The organism is Mycobacterium sp. 2YAF39 (assembly GCF_052114565.1).
Taxonomy (GTDB): domain Bacteria; phylum Actinomycetota; class Actinomycetes; order Mycobacteriales; family Mycobacteriaceae; genus Mycobacterium.
On sequence record NZ_JBFREZ010000006.1, the window covers coordinates 38,127 to 51,741 of the forward strand.

At 65.2% G+C, this 13,615-nt stretch carries 14 protein-coding genes; 7 read left to right on the forward strand and 7 right to left on the reverse strand.

Annotation, left to right across the window (positions count from 1 at the left end):
• Positions 1 to 2 precede the first annotated feature (2 nt).
• From AB4Z42_RS17865 to AB4Z42_RS17880, 4 genes are all read right to left on the reverse strand, one after another.
• A complete protein-coding gene (locus AB4Z42_RS17865) occupies positions 3 to 857 on the reverse strand; it encodes an MlaE family ABC transporter permease (RefSeq protein ID WP_442010552.1) in 855 nt (284 codons plus the stop codon).
• Positions 857 to 1,618 (reverse strand): MlaE family ABC transporter permease, encoded by a 762-nt coding sequence (locus tag AB4Z42_RS17870; protein WP_442010553.1) that lies wholly within the window; start codon positions 1,616 to 1,618, stop codon positions 857 to 859. Before AB4Z42_RS17870 ends, AB4Z42_RS17865 begins: the two co-directional genes overlap by 1 nt.
• 272 nt (positions 1,619 to 1,890) lie before the next feature.
• Positions 1,891 to 2,808, reverse strand: a complete 918-nt coding sequence (locus AB4Z42_RS17875; RefSeq protein ID WP_442010554.1) for a 3-oxoacyl-ACP reductase — start codon at positions 2,806 to 2,808, stop codon at positions 1,891 to 1,893.
• A 12-nt stretch (positions 2,809 to 2,820) separates the two neighbouring features.
• A complete protein-coding gene (locus tag AB4Z42_RS17880; protein WP_442010555.1) occupies positions 2,821 to 3,012 on the reverse strand; it encodes a ferredoxin in 192 nt (63 codons plus the stop codon).
• 159 nt (positions 3,013 to 3,171) lie between these two features.
• Between AB4Z42_RS17880 and AB4Z42_RS17885 the strand changes: the two genes are divergently transcribed.
• From AB4Z42_RS17885 to AB4Z42_RS17910, 6 genes are all read left to right on the forward strand, one after another.
• Positions 3,172 to 4,353: an acyl-CoA dehydrogenase family protein gene (locus AB4Z42_RS17885; protein WP_442010556.1), complete on the forward strand. Its 1,182-nt coding sequence runs from the start codon at positions 3,172 to 3,174 to the stop codon at positions 4,351 to 4,353.
• A gap of 17 nt (positions 4,354 to 4,370) precedes the next feature.
• Complete coding sequence (locus AB4Z42_RS17890; protein WP_442010557.1) at positions 4,371 to 5,477, forward strand: acyl-CoA dehydrogenase family protein; 1,107 nt, start codon at positions 4,371 to 4,373, stop codon at positions 5,475 to 5,477.
• Positions 5,474 to 6,994: a long-chain-fatty-acid--CoA ligase FadD17 gene (gene fadD17 / locus AB4Z42_RS17895; RefSeq protein ID WP_442010558.1), complete on the forward strand. Its 1,521-nt coding sequence runs from the start codon at positions 5,474 to 5,476 to the stop codon at positions 6,992 to 6,994. Before AB4Z42_RS17890 ends, fadD17 begins: the two co-directional genes overlap by 4 nt.
• 112 nt (positions 6,995 to 7,106) lie before the next feature.
• Complete coding sequence (locus tag AB4Z42_RS17900) at positions 7,107 to 7,718, forward strand: TetR/AcrR family transcriptional regulator (protein WP_442010559.1); 612 nt, start codon at positions 7,107 to 7,109, stop codon at positions 7,716 to 7,718.
• A gap of 203 nt (positions 7,719 to 7,921) precedes the next feature.
• Entirely contained in the window at positions 7,922 to 8,827 is a 906-nt protein-coding gene (locus AB4Z42_RS17905) for a glycosyltransferase (RefSeq protein WP_442010560.1), read from the forward strand.
• Positions 8,828 to 8,837: 10 nt separating this feature from the next.
• On the forward strand, positions 8,838 to 9,566 hold the full coding sequence (locus AB4Z42_RS17910) for a helix-turn-helix domain-containing protein (RefSeq protein WP_442010561.1): 729 nt from the start codon (positions 8,838 to 8,840) through the stop codon (positions 9,564 to 9,566).
• Here AB4Z42_RS17910 and AB4Z42_RS17915 read toward each other — a convergent pair.
• On the reverse strand, positions 9,503 to 9,901 hold the full coding sequence (locus AB4Z42_RS17915; protein WP_442010562.1) for a VOC family protein: 399 nt from the start codon (positions 9,899 to 9,901) through the stop codon (positions 9,503 to 9,505). The genes AB4Z42_RS17910 and AB4Z42_RS17915 overlap by 64 nt on opposite strands.
• Before the next feature lie 147 nt (positions 9,902 to 10,048).
• On the opposite strand from AB4Z42_RS17915, the gene AB4Z42_RS17920 reads away from it, so the two are divergent.
• Positions 10,049 to 10,768, forward strand: coding sequence for an LpqN/LpqT family lipoprotein (locus AB4Z42_RS17920; RefSeq protein WP_442010563.1), 720 nt, complete (start codon positions 10,049 to 10,051; stop codon positions 10,766 to 10,768).
• Between the two features lie 52 nt (positions 10,769 to 10,820).
• Here AB4Z42_RS17920 and AB4Z42_RS17925 read toward each other — a convergent pair whose 3' ends face one another.
• Positions 10,821 to 11,942 (reverse strand): NAD(P)H-dependent flavin oxidoreductase, encoded by a 1,122-nt coding sequence (locus tag AB4Z42_RS17925; RefSeq protein ID WP_442010564.1) that lies wholly within the window; start codon positions 11,940 to 11,942, stop codon positions 10,821 to 10,823.
• Positions 11,942 to 13,594: an acyl-CoA synthetase gene (locus AB4Z42_RS17930; protein ID WP_442010565.1), complete on the reverse strand. Its 1,653-nt coding sequence runs from the start codon at positions 13,592 to 13,594 to the stop codon at positions 11,942 to 11,944. Before AB4Z42_RS17930 ends, AB4Z42_RS17925 begins: the two co-directional genes overlap by 1 nt.
• Positions 13,595 to 13,615 lie beyond the last annotated feature (21 nt).

Consider the following 13,615-nt stretch of genomic DNA (forward strand, 5'->3'; position numbering starts at 1 on the left):
CTCTAGCCCGACAGGTTGAAGTTACCGGTCGCGCCGTACACGCCCAGGGAAATGAACAGAGTAATGATGACCACGACGATCAGCGATGTCCGGACCGCCTTTCCGACAGCGATGCCTACGCCGACAGGTCCGCCGGATGCGTTGTAGCCGTAGTAGGTATGCACCAGCATCACCGCGACCGCCATCACGATGGCCTGAGCGAACGACCACAAGAGATCGTTCGGTATCAGGAACGTATTGAAGTAGTGGTCGTACAGACCGGCGGACTGTCCGTTGACGTACACAGTGATCGTGCGTGCCGAGAAGAACGCCGCCAACGTGGCCAATGAGTACAGCGGAATGATCGCGACCAGTCCGGCGACGATCCGGGTGGACACCATGTACGACACCGAGTGCACAGCCATTGCTTCGACGGCGTCGATCTCCTCGGCGATGCGCATCGCGCCCAGTTGGGCGGTGGTGCCGGCGCCGATGGTGGCGGCGAGTGCAATGCCCGCGATGATCGGCGCGACGATGCGCACGTTGAGATACGCGGACAGGAAGCCGGTGAGCGCCTCGATGCCGATGTTGCCCAGCGACTCGTAGCCCTGCACCGCGATGACACCGCCGGACGCAAGGGTGAGGAAGGCCGCGACGCCGACCGTGCCACCGATGAGGATCAGCGCGCCGGTGCCCAGCGTCATCTCCGCAATCAGCCGGGCCGTCTCCTTGCCATAGCGACGCAACGCGTTTGGGATGTATCGGATCGACTGGGCGTAGAACAAGGCCTGCTCGCCGAACGCGTCGACGGCCCGCGGAAACCGTCCGAGCGCCCGCCGCAGTCGGACTGTGATGTCGTAGTTCCCCAGCTCGCTCATCAGCCGAGAACCCGAACGCCGATTGCGGTCATGAGCACATTGATCACGAACAGGCAGATGAAGGCATAGATTACGGTCTCGTTGACGGCCTCTCCGACGCCCTTGGGCCCGCCCTTGACGGTGAGGCCGCGATAGCAGCCGACGAGGCCCGCCATCAGACCGAACAGCAGGGCCTTGACTTCTGAGATCACCAGCTCGCCCAACCCGGTCAGGATCGTCAGACCGTTGATGAACGCGCCGGGGTTCACGCCCTGCAGCAGCACGGAGAACACGTAGCCACCGGTCAGGCCGATCGCGATCACCAGACCGTTGAGCAGCAGCGCCACGGTGGTCGACGCCAGCACGCGCGGTACGACGAGCCGTTGGATGGGGTCGATGCCCAGAACGCGCATCGCGTCGATCTCTTCACGGATGGTCCGGGCGCCGAGGTCGGCGCAGATCGCGGTCGCCCCGGCGCCGGCGATCACGAGCACGGTCGAGATCGGACCCAGCTGCGTCACCGTGCCGAACGCGGTACCGGAGCCGGACAGATCCGCGGCACCGATTTCTCGCAGCAGGATGTTGAGCGTGAACGCGACCAGCACCGTGAACGGAATCGAGATCAGCAGCGTCGGGATGAGCGCAACCCGCGCGATCATCCAGGTCTGATCGAGGAACTCACGGAACTGAAAGGGCCGCCGGAAGATCTTGATGAAGGTGTCCAGGGACATTTCGAAAAAACCGCCCACGGCCCGGGTCGGTGCCGCGAGCTGTTCGATCAACCTCGGGCTCCGTTCTCGGGGCGGGGTGTACGGCAATGCCCGCGTTGGCGAAGAATTCGAAATTCTTCGCGGCGGCGGGCATTTCACCCCTGGTTTAAGCGGTGCTCTTGGTGAGCCGGATCATACTAACTAGAACAAGTTCGCAGTGTCAAAGAACTACAAAACTAGTCGAAATTGTAGTATCGATGCTGGTCAAGGCATGTGTGACCCAGGTCATTATAGAACGTGTTCTAGCCCATTGGGTCGCCGACAACCGTAGACCGTCAGTCTCACTAAGTCATTAGCCCCGTGGCTGCGAAATTCGCATCCGAGTCACGGCCAGCAAAGTAATTCTGCAACGTTTCCGACAGCTCCGCGGGGCCCCAGGCGTCGGCCTGAGCGCTGAACTGAGCTTCCACGGTGGGCGCAGCCACCAGCGTCACGGTGGGACCGTAAACGATGAAGAGCTGTCCGTTGACGTCTTTCGCGGCGGGCGAGGCCAGGAACCGCACCAACGTGACGACATGCTCGGGCGACAGGCTGTCGATCGCACCGTCGGCCAGCTCGGGCGCGTCGCCGAACACGTCGGCGGTCATCGCGGTGCGGGCGCGGGGCGCGATCGCATTGGCCCGGACACCGTACTTCTCCAGCGCACGCGCCATCGTCAGCGTCAGCGCGGTGATGCCCGCCTTGGCCGCGCCGTAGTTGGCCTGGCCGACGGGGCCGACCAGGCCGGCCTCCGAAGACGTGTTGATGACCCGGCCGTACACCGAACCGGCTCCATCTGTTCCGGCGGACTTGGCTTTCGCGCGCCAGTATGTGGCGGCGTTGCGGGTCAGCAGGAAGTGACCGCGCAGGTGCACGGCGATCACCGCGTCCCAGTCCTCGTCGGTCATGTTGAACAACATGCGGTCGCGTGTGATGCCCGCGTTGTTGACGACGATGCTCAGTCCCCCCAGCCCGTCTGCAGTGGTCACCAGCTCATCCGCCGTCGAGCGCTCGGCGATGTCACCGGCGACCGCGACCGCCTTGGAACCGGCAGCGACGATTTCGTCGATCACGTCGGATTTGTCCAACGCGCCTGCGATGTCGTTCACCACGACCGTGGCCCCCGCTCGCGCCAGGCCGATTGCCTCGGCACGGCCAAGCCCCGCGGCCGCACCGGTCACCACCGCGACAAGGCCGGAAAGATCAGTCGCATCTGCAGTCATTTATGAATACCTCTAGTCTCTGCGGATCAGGGCTGCTCGCGGGCACTCGGCTATCGACTGCTCCGCCAGGTCCTCCTGGCCGTCCGGCACGGGGTCAGCCTTGACGACGGCGTAATCCTCGTCGTCAAGATCGAACAGGTCGGGGGCAATTCCGACGCATACGGCGTTGCCCTCGCAACGGTCACGGTCCACTTCCACTCGCATTACGCACTCCTCGCGCTCAGGGCTACTTTGCGCAGCCAGTGTGGCACCGGCCTGGACCCCAAGACTAGAACGTGTTACAACCGGGAGTGAAGTCGGGCTGGACTTCGGTTCGAGCCTGAGTGCACGTACAGGTGCCTCTAGAGAAGTTAGGACACGGCGATGCGGATCGGCTACACCCCGGAGCAGGAGGAGTTGCGCCGCGAGCTGCGGTCGTACTTCACCAAGCTGATGACCCCCGAGCGCGCCGAGGCGCTGGCCTCCAGCGACGGAGAGATGGGGCGGGGCAGCGTCTACCGCGACACCGTCGCTCAGATGGGCAAAGACGGCTGGCTGACGCTGTCGTGGCCAAAGGAGTACGGCGGCCAGGAGCGCCCGCCGATGGAGGGGCTGATCTTCAACGACGAGGCGTCCATCGCGAACGTCCCCGTCCCGTTCCTGACGATCAACAGCGTCGCGCCGACGATCATGCACTTCGGAACCGAGGAGCAGAAGAAGTTCTTCCTGCCCAAGATCGCCGCGGGCGAACTGCATTTCGCGATCGGATACTCCGAGCCCGGCGCGGGCACCGACCTTGCCGCGCTGCGGACCACCGCGGTGCGCGACGGCGACGACTACGTGGTCAACGGTCAGAAGATGTGGACCAGCCTGATTGCATACGCCGACTACGTGTGGCTCGCGGTGCGGACGAACCCCGAGGCGAAGAAGCACCGCGGCATCTCGATGCTCATCGTGCCGACGACGGCCGAGGGCTTTTCGTGGACGCCGGTGCACACCATGGCGGGCGTCGACACCAGCGCCACCTACTACCAGGACGTCCGCGTGCCTGCCACCAGCCTGGTCGGCGAGGAGAACGCCGGATGGAAGCTGGTCACCAACCAGCTCAACCACGAGCGGGTCGCTCTGGTCTCCGCGCAGCCGATCTTCTCGGCACTCGACGGGGTTCGCGAGTGGGCGCAGAACACCAAGGACATTCACGGCAACCGGGTGATCGACTCACAGTGGGTGCAGCTCAACCTGGCCCGCGTGCACGCCAAAGCCGAAGTGCTCAAGCTGATCAACTGGGAGCTGGCGTCGTCGACCGACAGCGCACCGTCTCCCGCCGACGCGTCCGCCGCCAAGGTGTACGGCACCGAACTCGCCACCGAGGCCTACCGCCTGCTGATGGAGGTGCTCGGCACGTCGGCCACCCTTCGCACCAACACCCCGGGCGCACTGCTGCGAGGCCGCATCGAGCGCATGCACCGCTCGTGCCTGATCCTGACGTTCGGCGGTGGCACCAACGAGATTCAGCGCGACATCATCGGCATGGTCGCGCTCGGCCTGCCCCGGGTCAACCGGTAGATACGGAGATTTGAGCCATGGATTTCAAGACGACCGAAGCCTCCGAAGACCTCGGCGGGCTGGCACGCACCATCGCCGATTCGGTGTCCACGCCGGAACGCCAGCGTGAGCTCGACGGCCTCGATGAACGTTTCGATCAGACGCTGTGGAGCAAGCTGATCGACGCCGACATCCTGTCGACCACCGCCCCGGAATCGTTGGGCGGCGGCGGATTCGGCGAACTCGAGCAGGTCGCGGTCCTGGTGGCGCTTGGCAGGCAATTGGCCGCGGTGCCGTACCTCGAGTCGGCGGTGCTGGCGGCCGGAGCCCTTGCGAAGTTCGGGTCCGAGTCCCTGCAGCAGGAATGGGCGGTACCCGCCGTCAACGGGAAGAAGATCCTGACCGTCGCGCTCGACGGCGGCATGGGCGACGGGCCGGTGCAGGCTCAGACCAATGGTGACGGCTACCGGCTCACCGGTGCCCGCACCCAGGTCGCGTACGGCCCGGTCGCCGACGCTTTCCTGGTCCCCGCCGAAACCGACTCGGGCACCAAGGTTTTCGTAGTCGCATCCGGCGATCCGGGTGTGACGGTCGAATCGCTGAACACCACGGGCTTCGGCAGCATCGGGCATCTGGACCTCAAGGGCGTCGAACTGGGAGCCGACCGGCTCGTCGGCGGCGACCAGGGTGATGACGTGCTGGCGTGGTTGACGACCCGCCTCACGTTCTTGCGCAGCGCATTTCAGCTGGGCGTAGTGGAGCGTGCGCTGGAGCTCACCGCCGAATATGCCCGCGAACGCGAGCAGTTCGACCGGCCCATCGGCAGCTTCCAGGCCGTGTCCGCGCGACTGGCCGATGGCTACATCGACGTCAAGGCCTTGCGGCTGACCCTCACCCAGGCGGCGTGGCGACTGTCGGAGGACCTTCCCGCCGACGTCGAGGTCAACACCGCGGCGTTCTGGGCGGCTGAGGCCGGCCACCGGGTCGCTCACACCGCGGTGCATGTGCACGGCGGCGTCGGGATCGACACCGACCACCCGGTGCACCGATACTTCTTGGCGGCCAAGCAAACTGAGTTCGCGGTTGGCGGCGCCACCGGGCAGCTGCTGCAGATCGGCCGTGACCTGGCCGACACACCGGCTTGAATCCAGCGACCGGGACCGAGCTCCCCACCGTAACCTCGCTGCTGCGCCCTCTGGTCGACCTCGACGACCGCGGGGTCTACTTCGAGGACACGTTCACACCATGGCGTGAGCACATCAGGCACGGCGCGGCGGTGGCTGCGGCGCTGCGGGCCCGCATGGATCCTTCTCGGCCGCAGCATGTCGGCGTCCTGTTGCAGAACACCCCATTCTTCTCCGCGGTTCTGGTGGCGGCGGGTTTGACGGGCATCGTGCCGGTCGGGCTCAACCCCGTCCGTCGCGGCTCAGCGCTGCAGCGTGACGTCACGCACGCGGATTGCCAAGTAGTGCTGGCAGATTCGGCATCTGCATCCGTCGTCGGCGACATCGACCACATCGACGTCGACTCCCCGGAGTGGGCCGCCGAGGTCGCGCAGTACGCGGACGAGCCGGTGGTCGCGTACGACTCCGGTCCGGACGACCTCTTCATGCTTATCTACACGTCGGGCACCAGCGGCGACCCCAAGGCGGTCAAGTGCAGCCAGGGCAAGGTCGCCATCGCGGGTGAGATGATGACGCAGCGTTTCGAACTGGGGCCAAGCGACATCTGTTATGTGTCGATGCCGCTGTTCCATTCCAACGCGGTGCTGGTGGGTTGGTCGGTGGCATTGGCGTCGCGGAGCTCACTGGCGTTGCGGCGCAAGTTCTCCGCGTCGCAGTTCCTCCCGGACGTCCGCCGATTCGGTGCCACGTACGCCAACTACGTCGGCAAGCCGCTGTCGTATGTGCTCGCCACCCCCGAACAACCCGACGACGCCGACAATCCACTGCGCGCGGTATACGGCAACGAGGGTGCACCGGCCGACGTCGAGAGGTTCGGTCGCCGGTTCAACACATTGGTGATGGACGGCTTCGGTTCGACCGAGGGCGGTATCGCGATCGGCCGCACACCCGACACCCCACCGGGCTCACTCGGCCCGCTGCCGCCCGGTACCGAGATCCTTGACGTCGACACCGGTGAGCCCTGCCCGCCCGGCGTCACCGGCGAGCTGGTGAACACCTCTGACGCTGGACGTTTCGAGGGCTACTACAACGATCCAGGCGCCGACGCCGAGCGCATGCGCGGTGGGGCCTACCACAGCGGCGATCTGGCGTACCGCGACGAAGACGGCTACGCGTACTTCGCGGGCCGGCTCGGCGACTGGATGCGGGTCGACGGTGAAAACCTCGGCTCGGCGCCGATCGAGCGGGTCGTGCTGCGCCATCCAGACGTCGTCGAGGTGGCGGTGTACGGGATTCCCGCGCCCGACGTCGGCGATCAGGTGATGGCGGCGGTGCTCTTGACCGATGGTGCGCCGTTCGACCCGGAGAAATTCCGCGCATTCCTCGCCGAACAACCCGACCTCGGCCCCAAGCAGTGGCCGTCCCTCGTGCGGGTCAGCACCGATCTGCCGCGCACCGAAACGTTCAAGGTGATCAAACGCCAGCTGCAGGCCGAAGCGACCGACTGCGCAGACCCGGTGTTCGACATCCGCCGCTGACTACGTTTGATGCCGCAGCACACATCGGGTGAGTGGACCTCGTTGCATCGGCAAGAATTGGTGTCTCTTGGCATGTACACCAAAAGCAAATTTGATGTACATTGCCATGGACATGAAAGCTCGCAAGTACGACATGCGCGCACGTCAGCTGGCCAAAGATGCCACTCGCGACGCGATCATCGACGCAGCCATCAGCGCGTTCGAGGCAGAGCGAACGTACTCCATCACTCTGCCGGCGGTGGCTGAGCGGGCCGACGTCACAGTCAAGACTGTGCTCCGTCATTTCGGGACTCGCGATTCGTTGATCGACACCGCGTGGCAGCGGCTGTTCGACAACATCCGCGCCGAGCGTGAGCCCCCGCCGGACGATCCCACATCTGCGCTGAATCTTCTGATCGCGCACTACGAGCGTCGCGGCACCATGGTGCTTGCGACGCTGGCCCAGGAAGACAAAGACTCCCGAGCGCAACGGATGAACAGCGCAGGCCGCCTTGGCCATCGCGCATGGGTTGAGAAGGTTTTCGATACCCGGTTGCCCGAACAACCGGCCGAACGCACCCGGCTGGTCGACGTGCTCGTGGTGGCGACCGACGTCTACACCTGGAAACTCTTGCGCCACGATCGCGGATTGTCCGTGGGCGACGTCTCCGATCGCATGCTGCTGATGGCCGAAGCACTGCTTACCGCGCCTGCACATCGCGATATAGAGAACAGCGGCCGATGAAAGTTCTCTTCGTCATGTTCGACGGCGGCGGCAATATCCCTCCGCAATCGAAAGTCGCACGCACACTGAGGAACCGCGGTGTCGACGTCCACGTCCTCGGCCATCGGGGAATTCGGGAACGGATCGAAACCGAGGGGCTTCCGTTCGAGGAGTTCGCCGAAGGACGCCGCTTCAATCCGATCGCTCGGCGCTCACTACCCGCGATGATGACCGACTTCGCCAAGGTGACCCTTGATCGGCGTTACGGGCTCTGCGCGGTGGACGTGGCTCGGCGTATCGGGGTCGATGCCGTGGTGGTCGATGTCGTATTCGCCGCCGCGATCACCGAGGTCGTATCAGCCAAAATCCCTGCAGTGGCCTTCGTGCACTGCTTCTACCGGGGTGTTCAGGACATGCAGTCGAGCCCCATTGGATGGATGCAGCGTTTGCGCGGCATCACCCCGCTGCGTGCTGACCGCAGGGATCTTTTGCAAATCGTCACTGCCCGTGCGGATCTCGATCCAATGCGGGGTATTCCGACGGCCCAGCACGTCGGCGTGGTGTGGCAAGGCACGCCGACACAAGCGATTCCTGCTCCGACGCCGCGAATTCTGATCAGCCTGAGTACCTGCGCCTACGCCGGCCAAAGCCGCATGTTGCAAAACATCCTCGACGCCGTCGAACCGCTGGCCGTGGAGGCGATCGTCACCGTCGGGCCCGGCATCGACTCCGCCGGTCTGCGAGTACCGCCCAACGCGTCCATGCATTCATGGCTCGACCACGACGAGGTGCTCGCCGGCGCGTCGCTGGTGGTCGGGCACGGTGGCCACAGCACCGCGATGCGGGCCCTGTCGTTCGGTGTCCCCCTGGTCGTCATGCCGGCCAATCCGCTCATCGACCAAAAGCGGGTCGGTGCACAACTCGCGAAAATCGGTGCAGCCATTTTGTTACCGAAACGGGCTGGCAGTAAACGAATTCGCGAAGCTGTAAAAAAAGCATTGGGTGACCCCACGTACCGCGCCGCGGCCACCAGCATCGGAGCCCGTATCCGTGAGCGCGACGGCGCGGACGCGGCAGCGGATGCGATCGAAGAGTTTCTGGGTTCACGGGCGTCCAGCCGATATCGGTAACCTGGCGGACGTGGGGTACCGCGAATTCGCACCACCCACCGAGCTGACCGACCTGGTCGAGTCCGCGTGGGCGGTGGACGGGCCGCCCGCGGCTGTGCGGGTGCTGCCCGACGGGTGCATGGACCTCATCTCGATGGACGATCGTATCGTCGTCGCAGGTCCGGACACGGCCGCGTCGGTGGCGGAGCGCGACGGAGATCCTTACGTCGGCCTTCGGTTTCGGCCCGGCATCCTGCCCCGGCTGCTCGGAATTCCGGCGGTCGAGCTGCGCAACCGCCGGGTGGCCCTCTCAGATCTGCGACGGCTGCCGCCACGGGCCCATTCGCTGACCGAGATGACCACCCACCTTGCCGCCGAAGCGCCGCGGGGCGAAACCGCGCCGTGGACGTTGCCGCAGTTGAGGCACGTCACCGACAGCCTCGCCGCCGGGTCGACCGTCGCCGACCTGGCCGGCGTCCACGGCTGGTCCCCGCGCACAGTGCAACGGCACAGCACCGCTGTCTACGGCTACGGCGCCGCGACCCTGAGGCGCGTCCTGCGCTTCCGCCACGCCCGGCGACTGCTTGATGCGGGGCTCCCGTTCACCGAGGTCGCCGCCCGCGCGGGCTATGCGGACCAACCGCATCTGCACCGCGAGGTCCGCACGCTCGCCGGCGTTCCGTTGGCGTGGTTTCGTCAGGACGCGAGCGGGGCGAACAGATCCACCCAGTTGCCATCGGGGTCGGCAACGGTCGCATAGCGCTGGCCCCACGGCGCATCGTAGGGCTTCAGCAACCCGGAAAAGCCTGCTGCGGTGATCTTTTCGAAGAGCGCGTCGACCTCGCCGGGTGCGTCGACGCCGAAGGCCAGCGCGAGCCTGCTCTCCGGCGACGATGGCGGAGCCCAGCCGGGATGCATCGCGGCGATGGTCTCCTCCTTGTCGAATGCCAGCGTGTTGCCACCCGGCAGTTCGACCGCCACATGCGGTGCCTCGGAGTCGGGCACCGGCAGGCCGATCAGGCGGTAGAAGTCCAGCGATCGCGCGAGGTCACCGGCGAATACCTGGAAGACGGTTGATGTCAGGCGAATGTCCATGTCAACGACGCTATGTCGGGCACTGCAGAGGTGTCGTGAACAAATCGGACACCATTTGGATCGAGTAGATCCACTCTCCCGTCATAGCGGCCTTTTTGGACTACGCTTCGCTACGGCATTTGTGACCACGACGACAGGAGTTGACTGATGAGGCGCACGGCGATCACCGGAGCGGCCGCGTTGGCCGCTGCTCTGGCTCTCGTGTTATCGGGCTGCGGCTCGGATACCAAGACCGAACCGAGCACGAGCAAGTCGGAATCGACGACCACCACCACGACGACGAGCGCGAAGGCTGCACCGGCATCGACACCCAAGGTCGCGCCGCGCGACGAGGATGCCGCGGGCCCGAATCCGACGATCGCCAGCTACATCGCCGAGAACAACATCCAGGAGACGCCGGTCAAGCAGGGCGACCCCGGTGCGCCGACCATCGACCTGCCGATCCCCCCGGGCTGGGAGCCGGCCGGCGAGAACACCCCGGAGTGGGCTTATGGCGCCATCATCTACACGGGGCCCGAAGCCGCCGAGTATTCGCCGAGCATCGTCGCGCTGCTGTCGAAGCTGACCGGCAACGTCGACCCGCAGAAGATCATCGATCTGGCCCCCGGTGAACTGCAGAACCTGGCGGGCTGGGAAGCGTCGAACGAGGGTGAGAACAGCACCCTCGGCGAGTACCCGGCCTTCCAGCTCGGTGGGAGCTGGGAATCCGATGGGCAGCGGAAGATCGTCGCCCAGAAGACCGTGGTGATCCCCGGCGCCGACGGACTCTACGTGCTGCAGCTCAACGCTGACGGCCTGGAGAACCAGGGCGACATCGTGGGTGCGGCGACCAACGTGATCGACGAGCAGACGAAGATCACGCCGTAGCAGTAACACGCAACGCCGCCAAAGTGCCACAGCGCTTTGGCGGCGTTTGCTATTACGACTCGCGGATACCGTCCAGACGCTTGGTGGCGTCTTCGAAACCGGAGACCAACTCGGCGATTATGTCTGCGACGGGCCGGATTTCGTTCATCTGGCCGACGATCTGCCCGACGGGCATCGCGACGGTGTCGGGGTCGTCCGACTCGTTCATCCGCTGATGAGCCTCGCTGACGAGGATGTTCTGCAGCGGCATCGGCAGCGGCTCGGGCGCATCGGCGGCATCCCAGGCATCCGTCCACTTCGACTTCAGCAGCCGCGCCGGCTTACCGGTGTAGATGCGTCGGCGCACGGTGTCGCTCGAGCCGGCACGCAGCATCGCCTCCTGGATTGTCGACATCCCGGATGGCTTGCGGTGGCCCAGATCGTATTCGGCTGAGGTCAGGAACGCCGAGCCCATCCACACACCTTGTGCGCCGAGCGCGAGCGCCGCGGCCACCTGTCGACCGGTACCGATACCGCCGGCCGCCAGCACAGGAGCCTTACCCCCAAGCGCGTCAACGATTTCCGGCCACAACACCATCGAGCCGATCTCGCCGGTGTGACCGCCTGCCTCGTGGCCCTGCGCCACGACGATGTCCACCCCGTTCTCGACATGGCGCTGCGCATGCTTGGCGTTACCGGCAAGGGCCGCCACCGGCACACCGGCCGCGTGCACCTGGTCGATGACATCCTTCGGAGGCGAACCAAGCGCGTTGGCGATCAGTTTGATCGGATGCTTGAGCGCCACCTCGACGTGCGAGCGGGCCACCGAATGCAACCAGCCGAGCACACCAGCGTTCTGCTCCTCGTCGTCGGGCAATGGTGGAACACCGAGGTCTGCAAGGGTTTTGGCGATGAAGTCGCGATGGCTCTGCGGGATGAGCTTGTCGATATCGCTGGCCGTGCCCTCCTGAGGGATCTTGGCGGGCATCACGACGTCGACACCGTAGGGCTTACCGTCGGTGTTCTCGTCCATCCAGCACAGCACGTTCTCGAGATCGTCGGCGTTGTTGAACCTCACACAGCCGAGAACACCGAGGCCGCCGGCCTTGCTGACCGCGGCCGCGACCTTCTCCGACGGCGTGAAGACGAATATCGGATATTCGATGCCGAAGCGGTCACACAGTTCGGTGCGCATCAACTCGCGGATCCCACATGGCTGGCGTGCGCGTCGTCGGCCGGGCGCTCCTCGGTGGTGTCCTTGGCCCAGCGGTAGTCGGGCTTACCCGCAGGCGTGCGGTGGATCTCGTCGACCCACCACACCTTGCGGGGCACCTTGTATCCCGCGATCTCGTTGCGCACGAACGTGTCGAGCTCTGCGAGCGTCGGCGTGGTTCCCGGCCTGCGGTGCACCACGGCGGCGACACAGTTGCCGAAGCGCTCGTCGGGAACGCCGACCACCAACGCGTCGAACACGTCCGGGTGGCCCTTGAGCGCGGCCTCGACCTCTTCGGGGTAGATCTTCTCGCCGCCGCTGTTGATCGACTGCGAACCGCGGCCGAGCATCGTCACGGAGCCGTCCTCATCGACCTCGGCGAAGTCGCCCGGAATCGCGTAGCGCACACCGTTGAACGTCTTGAACGTCTCGGCGGTCTTCTTCTCGTCCTTGTAGTAGCCGACGGGGATGTTGCCCTTCTTGGCGATCATTCCGCGCACACCCGAGCCCGGCTTGACCTCGTTGCCGTCCTCGTCGAGGACTACGGTGCGGTGGTCGATCGTCACGCGCGGGCCGCCGGTGTGCGACTGCCCCTTGGCCACGACGCTGGTCCCACCGAAGCCCGTCTCCGAGGAGCCGATCGAATCGGTGATCACCCGGTTGGGCAGCAGTTCGAGGAACTTCTCCTTGATGCTCGTCGAGAACAACGCCGCGGTGCTGGCGAGCAGGAACAGGCTCGACAGGTCGGGCTCGTGTCCGCCGTCATGCAGCTTGGTCAATGCGTCAAGCAGCGGGCGCGCCATCGCGTCCCCGGTGAAGAACAGCAGATTCACCTTGTGCTTCTCGATCGTCTGCCATACCTCGTCGGCATCGAATTCCGGTGCCAGCACGGTGGTTTGGCCCGAGAAGATCGACATCCAGGTCGCCGACTGCGTCGCGCCGTGGATCATCGGCGGGATGGGGTAACGGATCATCGGCGGATTCTCCGCGGCGGCCTTGGCCAGGTCGTGCTCGTCTTTGACGAACTCGCCGGTCGCAAAGTCGGTGCCGCCGAACAGGACCCGGTAGATGTCCTCATGGCGCCACATCACGCCCTTGGGGAATCCGGTGGTGCCGCCGGTGTAGAGCAGGTAGATGTCATCGGCGCTGCGCTCACCGAAATCGCGTTCGGGCGAACCCTGCTCGAGCGCCGAGTAGAACTCGACGGCGCCGTAGCGCTGGTAGTCGTCGTCGCTACCGTCCTCGACCGACAGGATGGTCTTGACGTTCGGCGTCTCGGGCAGCACGTTGGCCACCCGGTCGGCGTACCGGCGCTCGTGCACGAGCGCGACCATGTCCGAGTTCTCGAACAGGTACTTCAGCTCGCCCTCGACGTATCTGAAGTTGACGTTGACCAGGATGGCGCCCGCCTTCACGATGCCCAGCATCGCGATCACGATCTCGATGCGGTTGCGGCAGTACAGCCCGACCTTGTCGTCCTTCTTGACGCCCTGGTCGCGGAGGTAGTGGGCCAAGCGGTTGGCCTTGTCCTCCAACTGGGCGTAGGTGAGCTCTTCGCCGCCCGAAATGAGGGCGACACGGTCTGGCACGGCGTCGATGGCGTGCTCTGCTAGATCGGCAATGTTCAGGGCCACGAGACCTAAACTAGAACGTGT

Excerpts from the sequence above, each read along its gene's own strand:
- AB4Z42_RS17880 (WP_442010555.1), bottom strand. The coding sequence starts at position 3,012 with ATGCGAGTGGAAGTGGACCGTGACCGTTGCGAGGGCAACGCCGTATGC.
- AB4Z42_RS17890 (WP_442010557.1), top strand. The coding sequence starts at position 4,371 with ATGGATTTCAAGACGACCGAAGCCTCCGAAGACCTCGGCGGGCTGGCA.
- AB4Z42_RS17915 (WP_442010562.1), bottom strand. The coding sequence starts at position 9,901 with ATGGACATTCGCCTGACATCAACCGTCTTCCAGGTATTCGCCGGTGAC.
- AB4Z42_RS17865 (WP_442010552.1), bottom strand. The coding sequence starts at position 857 with ATGAGCGAGCTGGGGAACTACGACATCACAGTCCGACTGCGGCGGGCG.
- AB4Z42_RS17900 (WP_442010559.1), top strand. The coding sequence starts at position 7,107 with ATGAAAGCTCGCAAGTACGACATGCGCGCACGTCAGCTGGCCAAAGAT.
- AB4Z42_RS17875 (WP_442010554.1), bottom strand. The coding sequence starts at position 2,808 with ATGACTGCAGATGCGACTGATCTTTCCGGCCTTGTCGCGGTGGTGACC.
- AB4Z42_RS17920 (WP_442010563.1), top strand. The coding sequence starts at position 10,049 with ATGAGGCGCACGGCGATCACCGGAGCGGCCGCGTTGGCCGCTGCTCTG.
- AB4Z42_RS17925 (WP_442010564.1), bottom strand. The coding sequence starts at position 11,942 with ATGCGCACCGAACTGTGTGACCGCTTCGGCATCGAATATCCGATATTC.
- AB4Z42_RS17905 (WP_442010560.1), top strand. The coding sequence starts at position 7,922 with ATGATGACCGACTTCGCCAAGGTGACCCTTGATCGGCGTTACGGGCTC.
- AB4Z42_RS17885 (WP_442010556.1), top strand. The coding sequence starts at position 3,172 with ATGCGGATCGGCTACACCCCGGAGCAGGAGGAGTTGCGCCGCGAGCTG.